The organism is Acinetobacter sp. WZC-1, assembly GCF_052544965.1.
Map to the genome: position 1 here is coordinate 784894 of NZ_CP199370.1, position 14080 is coordinate 798973.

At 45.9% G+C, this 14080-nt stretch carries 13 protein-coding genes; 7 read left to right on the forward strand and 6 right to left on the reverse strand.

What is annotated here, in order from left to right:
• Nucleotides 1–18 precede the first annotated feature (18 nt).
• The gene (locus ACT6PV_RS03745; protein ID WP_445115144.1) at nt 19–441 is read right to left on the reverse strand and encodes a hypothetical protein; all 423 of its coding nucleotides are present in this window, start codon (nt 439–441) and stop codon (nt 19–21) included.
• Nucleotides 442–601: 160 nt separating this feature from the next.
• Between ACT6PV_RS03745 and ACT6PV_RS03750 the strand changes: the two genes are divergently transcribed.
• From ACT6PV_RS03750 to ACT6PV_RS03760, 3 genes are all read left to right on the forward strand, one after another.
• Nucleotides 602–745 (forward strand): hypothetical protein, encoded by a 144-nt coding sequence (locus ACT6PV_RS03750; RefSeq protein WP_445115145.1) that lies wholly within the window; start codon nt 602–604, stop codon nt 743–745.
• 224 nt (nt 746–969) lie between these two features.
• Nucleotides 970–2550, forward strand: coding sequence for a mechanosensitive ion channel (locus tag ACT6PV_RS03755; protein ID WP_445115146.1), 1581 nt, complete (start codon nt 970–972; stop codon nt 2548–2550).
• Nucleotides 2551–2644: 94 nt separating this feature from the next.
• A complete protein-coding gene (locus ACT6PV_RS03760) occupies nt 2645–2812 on the forward strand; it encodes a hypothetical protein (RefSeq protein ID WP_445117020.1) in 168 nt (55 codons plus the stop codon).
• Nucleotides 2813–3074: 262 nt separating this feature from the next.
• Here ACT6PV_RS03760 and ACT6PV_RS03765 read toward each other — a convergent pair whose 3' ends face one another.
• From ACT6PV_RS03765 to metG, 3 genes are all read right to left on the reverse strand, one after another.
• Nucleotides 3075–4283, reverse strand: coding sequence for an NAD(P)/FAD-dependent oxidoreductase (locus ACT6PV_RS03765; RefSeq protein ID WP_445117021.1), 1209 nt, complete (start codon nt 4281–4283; stop codon nt 3075–3077).
• A 65-nt stretch (nt 4284–4348) separates the two neighbouring features.
• Nucleotides 4349–5233 carry a 1-aminocyclopropane-1-carboxylate deaminase/D-cysteine desulfhydrase gene (locus ACT6PV_RS03770; RefSeq protein ID WP_445117022.1) on the reverse strand — a complete coding sequence of 295 codons (885 nt, stop codon included), beginning with the start codon at nt 5231–5233 and terminating at the stop codon, nt 4349–4351.
• 249 nt (nt 5234–5482) lie between these two features.
• On the reverse strand, nt 5483–7534 hold the full coding sequence (metG, locus tag ACT6PV_RS03775) for a methionine--tRNA ligase (protein WP_445115147.1): 2052 nt from the start codon (nt 7532–7534) through the stop codon (nt 5483–5485).
• 569 nt (nt 7535–8103) lie between these two features.
• Between metG and ACT6PV_RS03780 the strand changes: the two genes are divergently transcribed.
• The 3 genes from ACT6PV_RS03780 (at nt 8104) to ACT6PV_RS03790 (ending at nt 11328) form a co-directional block, all read left to right on the forward strand.
• Nucleotides 8104–8568, forward strand: coding sequence for a hypothetical protein (locus ACT6PV_RS03780; RefSeq protein ID WP_445115148.1), 465 nt, complete (start codon nt 8104–8106; stop codon nt 8566–8568).
• Nucleotides 8569–8870: 302 nt separating this feature from the next.
• Complete coding sequence (gene apbC, locus ACT6PV_RS03785) at nt 8871–10148, forward strand: iron-sulfur cluster carrier protein ApbC (protein ID WP_445115149.1); 1278 nt, start codon at nt 8871–8873, stop codon at nt 10146–10148.
• 301 nt (nt 10149–10449) lie between these two features.
• Nucleotides 10450–11328: a 5'-methylthioadenosine/S-adenosylhomocysteine nucleosidase gene (locus ACT6PV_RS03790; RefSeq protein WP_445115150.1), complete on the forward strand. Its 879-nt coding sequence runs from the start codon at nt 10450–10452 to the stop codon at nt 11326–11328.
• Between the two features lie 336 nt (nt 11329–11664).
• On the opposite strand, the gene ACT6PV_RS03795 is transcribed toward ACT6PV_RS03790, so the two are convergent.
• Both ACT6PV_RS03795 and ACT6PV_RS03800 read right to left on the reverse strand, forming a co-directional pair.
• A complete protein-coding gene (locus tag ACT6PV_RS03795; RefSeq protein WP_445115151.1) occupies nt 11665–12438 on the reverse strand; it encodes a DUF4882 family protein in 774 nt (257 codons plus the stop codon).
• Between the two features lie 203 nt (nt 12439–12641).
• Nucleotides 12642–13193 carry a DUF2062 domain-containing protein gene (locus ACT6PV_RS03800; protein ID WP_445115152.1) on the reverse strand — a complete coding sequence of 184 codons (552 nt, stop codon included), beginning with the start codon at nt 13191–13193 and terminating at the stop codon, nt 12642–12644.
• 219 nt (nt 13194–13412) lie between these two features.
• On the opposite strand from ACT6PV_RS03800, the gene dcd reads away from it, so the two are divergent.
• Nucleotides 13413–13982 carry a dCTP deaminase gene (gene dcd, locus ACT6PV_RS03805; protein WP_445115153.1) on the forward strand — a complete coding sequence of 190 codons (570 nt, stop codon included), beginning with the start codon at nt 13413–13415 and terminating at the stop codon, nt 13980–13982.
• Nucleotides 13983–14080 lie beyond the last annotated feature (98 nt).

Sequence of the window (14080 nt, forward strand, 5' to 3'; positions counted from 1 at the left end):
TATTTTTCTGCAGCCGAATTAATGCACAAACATGTCCATGAATTCACGCAGTTCGGAAATGGCTGTTTCAATATCAGTGGTCAGCCAGGTGGGTTCAAATAAACCGGCATAATATTGCATACGCTCCTGAGACACCACCAGCCGGATTGGACATTCCTCTTCAAGCAAACGCCAGGGAATAATGGGTACTTCATTATCCAACAGCGCGGTGACATTGCGAATATCAATGATCATGGCATTGATGCAATCCGGGAAGGGCATGACTGAAAACTCTTCAGTACGCCGGCGAAAATACTCCAGATCTTCCCATTTCAGCGTATGCCCGGATTGACTGAATTCAATAATACCGATGAAATGCCCATCCCGGGTGGTATGCAGAAAACATTGCTCGGTGACATCTGTATTTAGCTCGAGAGAGACACTTTGACGAAGATAGGTCATTGTCCACGGCAGTCAGAAAATAGGGTCGACATTATACCTGATTTTTAATGTAGATCAGAAAATTTCATCAAACGCTCGTCCGGTTAAAATATTTTTACACACAGCAATATGATCAGCTGATAGTATAAAATTTCAGCAAAACAACAGGGAGGGAGGAATTATGCGACATGATTTCAATCGGCCATCTCATGTGACCACGGAAGAAGAATTGAACCATAAGAAACGGTTGCCTGTTTATATGTTAATGCTGGTGGGACTGTTTCTGATGGCACTTCTTGTTTATATGCTTGCAGACTGGGTATGAGCTGCATGGCTCATCCGCCTATTCTGAAAGTGGAAATTTCACTGATTTTTTTGAAAGAAAATCGATATCCAGACAGGCAATAATCCTGGTTGATCCGTTTGTGGACGACCAGGGTTCTTTGCAACCTTTTGCAGCGCTTTTGTTGTATTTATGCTGTTGAATATTGAATAAGAAATGCGCAATTTATACAGTTTAACAATCTATAACAACGAGGAATAACGACAATGAACGAATTTTTTACTGGAGGCTCCCGGGGGAGACTTGATGCCATGTATTATTGGGATCAATTTCAACCGATTATTGCTGCCGTGGTTATTTTACTGGTGGGTTGGATTATTGCCCTGATTATTGCTGCAACCATCAAAAAATTGCTTCAAAAAGTAAATATAAACAGCAAACTCTCCAATGCAGCAGGCCATACCGTTGCAGAAGCTTCGCCGAATTATGAGTCGATCATCTCCAGGTTTATTTTCTGGTTTATTCTGGTACTGGCTGTCATTGCCGCGCTGAATGTATTGAATATCAATAGTGTCAGCGGCCCTTTCAGTGACATGATCGGACAGTTTCTGATTTTCGTTCCAAGTATTATTGCCGCAGTTGTTGTGGGTTTTCTGGGCTGGATCATTGCAAGACTGGTACGGGTCGGACTGGTCAGGTTGCTGGCCAGCACCCAGCTGGATGAAAAGCTCAGCTCAGAAGTAGGCGTCAGTCCAATCAGTCAGAATGTGGCTGACATCGTTTACTGGTTAATCCTGCTGCTGTTTCTGCCGATTGTGCTTTCCATTCTTGGACTGGAAGGATTATTACTGCCAGTACAGAATATGATGAATGAGGCCATTTCATTTATTCCAAATCTGTTTATTGCCGGTGTCATTGTTTTTGTCGGTTATATCCTGGCTAAAATTGTGCGCGGTATTGTGGAAGGATTGGCCAACAGCTTAAATCTGCAGGCACAGGCAGAAAAAATCGGCTTGTTTAAAAGCAGCAATCTGGCCCGCCTGCTGGGTTCATTCATTTTTGCGGTGGTGATTATCACGGCATTAATCATTGCATTTGAGGCATTGGGCATTCAGGCGATTTCACAGCCTGCAACCGCGATGCTTGCAGAGATCATGAATGCGATTCCAAATATTATCGCAGCTGGCCTGATTTTAATTGTTGCCTATGTCGTCTCCCGTTTTGTCGGTCAGTTGGTTTCAGAAGTGATTGCCGGTACCGGTGTGGATGAAGTGCCTGCAAAACTGGATCTGCAGCGCTTCCTGGGAGAAACCCGGATTTCAGGTGTAATCGGTTATCTGATCGTATTTTTCACCATGCTGTTTGCGGTATCTGAAGCTGCCAACCGACTTGGTTTTCAGCAGGTCAGTGATCTGATTTCAATGTTCATTCACTTTGGCGGTAATATTCTGCTGGGTGCAGTGATCCTGGTGATTGGTTTCTGGCTCGCCAATGTGGTGGCCAACGTGGTACAGCGCGGTGAATATAACAGTTCACGCTGGCTGGGCAACCTGGTTCGTGTCCTGATTATGGGCCTGGTGATTGCCATGGGCTTAAGAGCGATGGGTATTGCAGATTCAATTGTCAATCTTGCCTTTGGTCTGACCCTGGGTTCTGTGGCGGTGGCTTTCGCACTGGCATTCGGTCTGGGTGGTCGTCAACCGGCAGAGCGTGTACTGACTGATTTAATTGATAAGGCAAAACAGGGCGGTAATCAGCCGAATCCGTTAAATACACCTGTATCAGATACATCAGTCGTGAAAAATGACATTGATATTTCGTCCAGTAATGACAATGACCCGAAATAACATGTAATTTTTCATTCAGATCGATCAGTCTATAGGCTGATCGATCTTTTTTATTTTAAGTGATGAGGATGTCGTCATGTCAAATCAGAAATCAGTGAAAAAACCCGGTAAATTACTGGCACCGATTGTGATTGCAGGTATTACTGTCGGTTTTCTGGTCAGTGCCTATAAGTTTGTCTTTGCCCGTCCTAAAAGCTCAGAGCAATCAGCCCCGGCGCCACGGCAGTTGCCAGCTCAGCTGGAAGAGAAAAAGACGAATTAGTCATCATCATGTGGGCTGAAGGGCCCCGTATTGCCCATATAGCAAATTTCACGATTCATTGATTGGGATAAGATTATAGAAAGTTGCAGGTTCTGGCCTGTATATAGAGGATGGCTTAACTCAGCAGGACGTCAGGATAAATGAGATCAACTGGTCAAATGCATGAACCCGAACATTAAAACCATTTCCCGGAAAATCCATGGCTGATTTTCCATAGAATAAACCGGATGTGTCCAGCAGAGCAGAGGTCGTCTGGCCTGTTTCAGACATAACCCGCTGCCGCATAGGCAGAGGCCCAGGCCCACTGAAAATTATATCCCCCCAGATGTCCGGTCACGTCCAGGACTTCCCCAATAAAAAATAATCCCTTTTGCTTTTTACTTTCCATACTTCTGGATGAAACTTCCGTGGTGTCCACACCGCCCAGTGTGACTTCGGCGGTACGATAACCTTCTGTGCCTGAAGGTTTGACTGTAAAGGCGTGCAGTTGTCCGGCAATGGCAAGCAGTTTCTGATCACTGAGATTGCCGATGGCGGTATCTGCGACATCCGGCCAGATCAGGTTTTGTAATTCCAGCACAACATTTCTGGGTAAATGTTCATTCAGCAGAGTTCTCAGCAGTACTCTGGGCTGGCTCTGTTTTTTGCTTTTCAGAAAATCAGACAACTGCATGGACGGTAGAAAATCGATTTTAAACGGTTGACCACTCTGCCAGTAATTGGACAGTTGCAATGTGCAGGGGCCACTTAAACCGCGGTGGGTAAACAGCAGCGCTTCGGTAAATGCATTCAGTTCATTGCTCAGTGTACTTTCCACTGCATTGCCACTCAGCCGGGCCGCCGCTTCTCCAAATTGATCGGAAAAGGTAAAGGGAACCAGGCCGGCCCGGGTGGGAAAAACATGATGTCCAAACTGAGTGGCCAGCGTATAACCAAAACCTGACCCGCCGAGGGTCGGAATGGACAGCCCGCCACTGGCGACCACCAGTGATTCCGCTTTAAAAGTGCCCAGTGGGGTGACCACCTGAAATGCCTGCTGCGGGGTTTCAGTGACTGTAACGGTTTTGACCTCACACTGGGTTTTGATATCGACATGACCGGTTTTTTCGCATTCACTGATCAGCATGGCCAGGATCTGCCTGGCACCATTCAGGGTGAATAACTGACCGTGTTTGCGCTCTTCGTATTCGATTCCATATTCACAGACCATACCGATAAAATCCCAGCAGCTGTAACGGCTGAGTGCGGAAATTACAAAGTGGGGATTGTGGGAAATATAGTGTTCAGGTTCGACATGCAGATTGGTAAAATTACATTTCCCACCACCGGACATCAGAATTTTTTTGCCGGGTTTATTGGCCTTTTCAATTACGAGTACCTTACGTCCACGCCGGGCAGCCAGTGCAGCCAGCATTAAACCGGAAGCCCCTGCGCCCAGGACAATGACATCATGGTGGTGTGTGGAGGACATAGTTAAACTCACTGGCAATGCAAGCCCGGCATTATAGACAATTCTGTGGCGGTTTTCAGATTTATTCAGTCCGGGGTGGGGACAGGCCATCCCTGTAAGCCCCCGGAGTGAATGACCAGGATACGGCTCTGTTCCGGAAAATACTGCCTGTCGATTAAATCATGAATGCCATACAGCATTTTGCCGGTATAAATCGGTTCCAGTGGAATCTGGTGCCGCTGCTGAAAATTCTGAATAAAGGTCAGCAATTGCGGCGTGGTTCTGGCATAACCACCAAAGCAATAATCAGCGGTAATGCTCCAGTTGGTCCTGGCGGTATAGTGCCGGATGTCCTGGGTTAAAAAATTTCCTTTCAATGCAGAAAAGCCAAGGACCTGCTGGTGTGTGCCACTGGCTTCGATCAGGCCGGAAATAGTACCCCCCGTGCCGACTGCACAGCAGATGATATCGTAATCACTGCGGTCCTGTGCAGATAAAATCTCCATGCAGCCCTGGACTGCCAGCTGATTAGTGCCGCCTTCGGGAAGCAGGTAATGGTCGGGGAACATTACGGCCAGCTGCTGTAAAAATTCTGGCTGAGTTCTGTGCCGATATTGTTCACGTGATACAAAATGCAGTTGCATACCGAATTGCCGTGCTGTGGCCAGGGTCGGATTCAGTGCTTTTGTGGCCAGTTCTTCACCCCGGATGACGCCGGTACTTTGCAGTCCTGCGGCATGTGCAGCATACGCTGTGGCTGCAATATGATTTGAGTGTGCCCCACCGAAAGTGATCAATCCCTGAAAGCCGGATTGCTGCGCATGCAGTATGTTGTATTTCAGTTTAAAAAATTTGTTTCCGGAAATCTGAGGATGAATTAAATCCAGTCGTCTGATGGTCAGCTCAGGCTGAGCATGGTCAAGTACGAGCGGCTGGTCAGGAATGGACTGTTGCATGGAATCAAAAAGCATGGGACGGGCATTGAAAGGCGTCAAAGTGATTGTATCCCAGGGCGTGTGATCCGGCAGCAGTTTTTTTGTCGATGAAAGGCTGGCATCAATTGCTTTGAACAGTCGATCGCTTTAAAAATAGATTTCATCAGCTCAGCCCAATAAATATAAGGCCTGCAGGAGAAAAAAGAAAAGCAAAGTAGAAAAAGGCTGCTGATGGATGAATCAGAAGCCTTCTGACATCAGTGATGCAAAAAAGTCATGCAAAAATCAGCTGACCTGGTCACCTGGTTTAGCACCGCTGTCCGGCGAGATAATGAAAATACCGTCACCATTGCCGGCGGCCAGTACCATACCATTGGATATACCGAAACGCATTTTGCGTGGTGCCAGATTAACCACTACGACCACCAGTTTGTCTTTCAGTTGTTCCGGTGTATAGGCGCTGCGAATACCGCTGAAGACATTGCGTGGCTCAGCTTCACCGGCATCCAGGGTTAACTGCAGTAATTTATCAGAGCCTTCCACCGTTGTGGCGTCCAGTACCCGGGCAACACGCAGGTCGATTTTCATGAAGTCTTCAATACCAATAACTGCTGTTTCCCCGGCGCTGGTTTCAGTCTTTTTCTCTTTTACTGTTACGGCCTTCTTTTCAGCTTTGGCCGGTGCAGCAGCCAGTGATTCTGTGGATGCTTCCACCATTGCAGCTACGGCTTTGGGGTCGACACGTTGCATAAGCGGCTGGAACTGTGCAATTTCATGGTTGAGCAGAACAGTCTGACGTGATGCAAAATCAAAACGGTCAAGGTTCAGGAAGTGCTGAACCTGCATGGCCAGTGTTGGCAGTACCGGTGCCAGATAAACCGCCAGCTGACGGAACAGGTTAATACCGACTGAGCAGACGTCATGCACCTGTTGCTGCTGGCCTTCCTGTTTGGCCAGTGCCCATGGTTTTTTCTCATCAATATACTGATTGGCTTTGTCTGCAAGTGTCATAATTTCCCGGATTGCCGTGGAAAACTCACGTGCTTCATAGGCGCTGGCAATTGAATCACCGGCAGCAATAAAGCTTTCAATCAGCTCAGGTTCTGCACAATCTGCCGAGAGGGTATGGTTAAAATTACTGTTAATGAATCTGGCACAACGGCTGGCAATATTCACCACTTTACCCACCAGGTCTGAGTTGACTTTCTGGACAAAATCGTCAAGGTTCAGGTCTGAGTCTTCAACTTTATCTGACAGTTTCGATGCAAAATAATAGCGCAGATATTCCGGGTTTAAATGCTGTAAATACGTTTCAGCCTTAATGAATGTTCCCCGGGATTTTGACATTTTCTGGCCATTGACGGTCAGAAAGCCATTGACAAACAGGCTGGTCGGCGTACGGTAATCTGCTCCTTCCAGCATGGCTGGCCAGAACAGGGCATGAAAGTAGACAATGTCTTTGCCAATGAAGTGATAGACTTCATTTCCAGACTCTTTTTTCCAGTAATCGTCAAAGTTCAGCTCAGGCCTGCTGGTTTTGATATAATTTTCAAAACTGGACATATAACCGACTGGAGCATCGACCCAGACATAGAAATATTTATCCGGCGCATCAGGAATTTCAAAACCGAAATAAGGTGCATCACGGGAAATATCCCAGTCATTTAAACCATTTTCAAACCACTCATCCAGTTTATTGGCAATGGAAACCGGCAGGCGGCCCGCATCACGGGTCCACTTTTGCAGGTATTCAGCAAAATTTGGCAGCTTAAAAAAGTAATGATCTGAAGATTTCTCCACCGGCGTTGCGCCGCTCAGGGTTGAGCGTGGGTTGATAAGTTCGGTGGCATTATAGGTGCTGCCGCAGACTTCGCAGGAGTCACCGTACTGATCTTCGGCCTTACACTTTGGACATGTGCCTTTAATAAAGCGGTCAGACAGGAACATGCCTTTTTCAGGGTCAAATAATTGTGTGACCGGACGAATGGCAATATTGCCGGCTTCCCGGTTTTTTAGATAAATTTCAGAGGCACGTGCCTTATTCTCCTGACTATGGGTTGAATCATAGTGATCAAAATGCACGCCAAAACCATCAAAGTCACGAATGTGTTCCTGCCGGACCGTGGCAATCTGCTGTTCAGGGCTGATGCCATTGGCTTCTGCCCGCAGCATAATGGCGGTACCGTGAGCGTCATCCGCACAGACATAAATCACATCATGTCCCATTGCACGCATGGCACGAACCCAGATATCCGCCTGGATATAACCGAGTAAATGACCCATATGGATGGGACCATTGGCATAGGGCAGGGCATTGGTGACTAAAATATTTCGCACGGATATAAATCTCTCGTTCGCGGTTATGCAAGGTTCCCGATTTTACCTGAGCGAGGGAAAACAAAGCAACGCTTTGTCCGAGCGCAAGGCGAAAGTTATACTTGAGTGAAGAGGGAAAACAAAGCAACGCTTTGTCCGAGCGCAAGGCGAAAGTTATACTTGAGTGAAGAGGGGAAACAAAGCAACGCTTTGTCCTGAGTACAGGGAGTGATTTGCTTCGCAGGTTCACAGTAAGGCGAAAGTGATGTCTGTGAGGTAGAAACCTGGGCAGTAATGATGATCTGGATCTGCAGGGCCTGGTGCGGTATGCATGACTCAGTCAGCCTGTATGGCGCTATTGGCATTTGTAAAAAATATTGATTTTCAAAAGGATGCTTTATAAGGTCCAGACTATTTCACTGAGTCGTTATGTTCAGCATCATCTTAAACATCCTGTATCGCAATTGTTTCAAATTGCATTTTAAAGCTGAAACTGCCCTGGATCCGTGTATAAATAAACATTCAATTCAATAAAAGTCCATCAGTACGATGGGTTTACATGCAAAAGCAACATTCAGGAGGTATGACTCATGACAAACGACAGTAAACTGGATGATTTAAAAAATAAGGCATCAGAATTGGGGGATGATCTGAAATACAAGGCGAAAGATGCCCAGCTTCAGGGTGAAAAAGCAGTGGATGATCTGAAACATAAAGCTGCTGAAGCAAAGCTTGAAGGAGAAAAGGCCATTAATGATCTGAAACGGGATGTTGAAGTAAAACATGCCGAAGAAAAGGCCTCGCTGGATGCGAAGGTCAGTGATCTGAAGGCGAAAGCAAGTGAAGCTCAGGGCAGTGTACAGGACAAATTTGATCAGCTGAGAACTGAGGCGAATCATAAGTTTGATGAGGCAAAACTGAAGGCCAGTGAACTGAAACATGAAGCGTCAGTGAAACTGGATGAACTGAAAGTTCAGGCCACAGACAAATTTGATGAGTTGAAGAAAAAAGCCACGGATACCATCAATAGCTTTAAAAACAGTGATAAAGGCTAAAATGTTTTATTGACGGTCAGTTGATGATGCTGTTTCAGTCATTCATTTGATAGCATCCCCGGCAAATACACCCGACCCTCTCAGGATCGGGTGTATTTCTTTGTGGATGAAATATAATTTCTGGATGAAGCATAAGGTGAAGCATAAAAAGAAACGCAAACCATGTTTTCCTATGCTGCTGATGACTAAATGCACAGCGTTGATATCGACATTCAAAAAGCCTGATGGAACTTTGCTTAACCTTGCGCCCATTTAGGGCTAAACTAAAGCCCCGGACGTTTCTTTCTTGCTGGAGCAACTTTATGTCATGGCTTTCTTCGCTTAAATCTGTGTTTTCACCTGCGCAGGAGGTTAAAGAGCAAGAGATTCAGCATGTACTTCAGCATTATGTTTTACCTGGTTCTGACCAGCTCCTGAAAGATCGGATCAGTCAGGTCAATGTGGAAGGACGTCTGTTACAGATCACCATCAACACGCATCCTTCCGAGGCTGAACAGCTGCAAAAAATTCATGATGATCTTGCCGCTGCACTGGAAAAGTGCGGTATTCAGGAGCTGAACATGCATGTGATTCAGCAGAAACATGCACCGGCAAAAAATCAGACAGGGCAGCATCAGGCAAAGCCCGTCAGAACGACTGCTTCAGAACCGCAACAGGGCGCAGAGCAGAAATCGGCATTGCCACCGGTGGTGGATGCCTCGGTGCAGCCAGGCGCTGCCGGACAGCAAACTGACCCGAACAACCCACCCATTCGTAAAGCTGCGCCACAACAACGGGATATTCCCCGACATCCACGCATTCAGCATGTAGTTGTAGTGTCATCCGGCAAAGGCGGTGTCGGAAAATCAACCACCACAGTCAATCTTGCCCTGGCACTGCAAAAACAGGGTCTGAAAGTCGGTGTGCTGGATGCAGATATTTATGGTCCGAGTATTCCCACCATGCTGGGGAATGCCGGCAAGACCCCCATGATCGAGTCTGAGCATTTTGTTCCGCTTGACGCCTACGGAATGGCTGTTTTATCCATCGGGCATTTAACCGGGGATCACAACACCCCGGTGGCCTGGCGCGGTCCCAAAGCAACCGGCGCATTGATGCAATTGTTCAATCAGACCCTGTGGCCGGACCTGGACATACTGCTGATTGATATGCCACCCGGCACCGGAGATATTCAGCTGACCCTGGCGCAGCGGATTCCGGTTACCGGTGCCGTGATTGTCACTACACCGCAGAATGTGGCGCTGATGGATGCCATTAAGGGCATTGAACTGTTTAATCGTGTGAGCATACCGGTGTTGGGCGTTGTAGAAAACATGTCCACCCACATCTGTTCAAACTGTGGTCATGAAGAGCAAATTTTCGGCGTGGGCGGTGGTGATCAGCTGTCTGAGCAATACCATATTCCCCTGCTTGGGCGTTTACCGCTGAATATTCAGATACGTGAAAATACAGATGCAGGAAAACCATCGGTCATTACCGGTGATGCAGCAGCAGAGCATTATATGGATATTGCCCGGGCAGTATGGCAACAGGTACAGAAAACACCACAGGCTCCCCGGGATGATAAGCGGATTTTCTGATTATTGGTGGGACAGTCCGTCCGGCAGGTGCAGAGTTTCAGTTGTCCCGGGCTTGATGTGAAGCTGATCGAACCGGTTTGTGGAATCATCGGTTGAATGTGATTTTTATCCATGAAAAAGTCAGCTGCTTTAAAACTGGTATATCACTTGCTTGTGTTATGGTCCCGTTGTCCTCAGCGTTATTGTCGCGGTTGTTCTTATCGCATGTCAGGGTTGCAGTGGTTATTGTCTGAGGCGACTGGCTGTTTTTATAAATGAATTTATGAATTTTTCTGATTTTTTTAATATGGGAAGGTGACTCATGCAAGTAAAGCGTTTTCTGGGGATTTTTGGCCTCTGTGGCAGCATCTGTCTGGCCGGTTGCAATGATGATAAATCTTCGGTTGCAGCACCTTCTGCCCAGCAGGCAGAAACCACCTTACAGCCGATTATCATTCAGGGGGCTTTGCCGGTGGAATCTGAACGTATGGCTGCGGTTTTAAGTGATGTCACAGAGGAAACCGTGGGAGGCTGGAAGTTCTGGAAAGGGACCTATAAGGGATATCCGGTGATTATTTCAAAAACACGGATGGGCATGAGTAATTCAGCGGCAGCTACCGCAATTGCCATTGAACGTTACAAGCCAATTGCCATTATCAATCAGGGTACATCCGGTGGGCATGATCCGGATTTACAGGTCTATGATATTGTTCTGGGTAAATATGCCACCAATATTGGTGCATTCAGAACCCCGAAGCAGCCTGTGGGTGGCGGTTCGAATTCGCTGAGCTGGGTTGAGGCTTTTGACGTGCTGCCGGATGATGAGTCAGACCCGGAACCCATCGCCATTCGCAAGTTTGAAGCAGATCAGGAACTGCTGTCAGCTGCACATATTGCTCAGGCGAAATACACCAGAGGCAATGTTGTGGAAGGAACCATTGGTTCAGCGGATGTATGGAACAATGAGCTGGACCGGATTCAGTTTCTGCATCGCCAGTACGGTACATCGGTCGAGGAAATGGAAGCTGCTTCAGTGGCTCAGATTGCCAGTCAGTTTAACGTGCCATTTCTGGGAATCCGCATTCTGTCAAACAACATCACCAATGGCGGTGCCTATGATCCGGGAACCGGAGAAGCCTGTCAGCATTTCGTGCTGGACGTTGCTGAAGAATATATGAAGCAAAAACAAAAAGCGCTGTAATTACAGCAGCTGTATTTCATCTGTTCATGCATGAACACTGTACAGAAACTGACTTTAAGGGTTAAACTTTTTTAGCTTTTCTTTTATTGATAAAATTAATTTATTGAGTTACTCGGTAATCTCCCCTAAAAATAAAAGGATCTAAAAGTGGAATTTTCTCTTAAGATATACACAGGAGATCCTGCATGAAAACATCACGCTTTACTGACAGTCAGATGCTGTCCATCCTGAAACAGGCTGAAACAGGCTGAAACAGGCTGAAACAGGCACCGGGTACCCATGCTTTGCCGTAAACACGGCATAAGCAATGCCTGATCCTGGCCATTTAATTTAACTTTAGATTGTATTGCCACAGATGTCTTTAGTGCCTGTAGGATAAGCTTGTGTCATCTGCGCATGATCTGTAATCAATTCAACTGATACCTCAGTACCAATGGTTGGTGAGTTTTCAGGAAAATTTCCTGTACCCGCTCCATTCATGAACCATAAATTGGTTGGAACATCTAAATAGTTTGCAAAATAACCGTAATTTGTTCCATTGACTATTGCGCCCATTTGTCTGGAGTCCTGGTTAAAATAAATACCTATACGCTGATAACCATCGGAAGTATCTTGAATATCAGTTCCAAATTGCCCTGGTCCATTATCACCATTTATAAGAGGTGTAAAACCAAACCCAATTGCTGTTGCATTCTTCATGTTCAGGTAGGAAATAAGCATCCCTGTTTTTTGTCTTCCATCCTCGTTGAAAGCTGTTAGTAGAAGTAACCCTGTTGTTTCATTATCAGGTAATTTATTTAACGGTACCTTTATTTTGTATTCATAAGCAAAAATACCCGTTGGGCTAATGGTGGCATCGCCAGCTGCACCAGGATTTTGTGCTACCGCTCTGGCGTAAGCTCCACTCAGTGAATTATATGCAACACTTCTTGTTGAAGTAACAGGAGTAACATTAAATGAAACTTTTTGTCCGCTAACATTTGGAAATCTGGTTCCACCTGAAGATGTCGCTGATAATTCAGCCTGAGTTGCATCCAGATTATAAGTACAGGCACTCCAGCTTACCGCACTCATCGATGCTATCATCATTCCTAATAATAAAGTTTTCATTTTTCTATCCTTTATGGTTGTGAAGTAAAAATATAAAATAAAATTTGATTGTGAGGTAAAAGTTCAGATGAATGGCGGTATTGAAATAAAGTGATCTATTTTTCAATTAAGCATTTCTAATATTTTTTCTCCAGAGTGAACCTTACCTTGACCTTAGCTTTAGAGGGGCTGTATGTCCATTGTTTTGACTGGGATCAGAATATTCAGATGAACTGCTGTGGTTTATGTCGTCGTTTCCATTTTTCCACCACACTCCAGCGCCAGCAAATCCGGGTCAGTATAAAAAATAATACGGCGAAAAACAGTGCTTCAATCACCAGGCCTGTGAGCAGGATTTCAGCCAGGCTGAAATCGATATGGCTGTGTCCGAAACTTTTGATCCAATGGCCGATCTGGTGAAATACCCCGAGTAACATGTGTTGATCAATCATCTGCACATGATAGATTCTGGTACCAATCCAGAAGGCAAAAATAAGGATGGGAATAATGGTCAGTGGATTCATGATCCAGGCCAGTAATAAACCAATGGGTAAATTGGCTTCAAAAATCAGTACGGTCACAATAATCAGCAGACTGTGCAATGGAATAGGCAGCATGCCCCAGAAGGTTCCAATGAACATGGCCTTTGAAATGGATCTTCGATTGACATACCACAGCTGTGGATTGAAAATTTTGTCACCAAAAATTTTAAGCGTACGGATTTTGCTGACTTGTTCGGGTGAGGGAAGCCAGGATTGAAAAAAATGCTTTGCCATAACGGTTCAATGCTGGGAGGTCGCTATATTGTGCCCGAACGCATGCAAAAACGACAGCTTTTCTGAACATTATCCGATGACCTGGCTTGATGGCATGTCTGTTTAAGGCATTGGCCCCCGTTTTAAAGACAGACATTTCCTTCATCCCGGTTTTACGTTAAAGTACAGCGCAATAAACGTTTTTTACTGATGGTTTTTACTGATTCCGGGATATTCCAAATGGCCATAAAATCTGATCGCTGGATTCGTGAAATGAGCGAAAAGCACGGCATGATTGAACCCTATGCAGCAAATCAGGTCCGCCTGGATGAACAGGGTGCAAAAATTGTGTCTTACGGTGTGTCCAGCTATGGTTATGATGTGCGCTGTGCACGTGAGTTCAAAGTGTTTACCAATGTGCATTCTGCGATTGTTGACCCTAAAAATTTTGATGACAACAGTTTTATCAATATTGAATCCGATGTCTGTATTATTCCCCCGAATTCCTTTGCACTGGCACGTACGGTGGAATATTTCCGTATTCCACGCAATGTCCTGACCATCTGTCTGGGTAAGTCAACCTATGCCCGTTGCGGTATTATTGTGAACGTCACCCCGCTTGAGCCGGAGTGGGAGGGGCACGTGACCCTTGAATTTTCAAATACGACCAATTTGCCGGCACGTATTTATGCCGGTGAAGGGGTTGCACAGATGCTGTTTTTTGAATCTGATGAAGTATGTGAAACCTCTTACAAAGATCGTGGTGGTAAATATCAGGGACAGACGGGTGTTACCCTGCCCAAGGCATAAACGGTGCAGCGATATTGAACTGATGATAAAAAGCGGACCCCCGGTCCGCTTTTCATTTGTCGGAAATATACCGCTTTACTGAATTTTGTTTTGCTTTT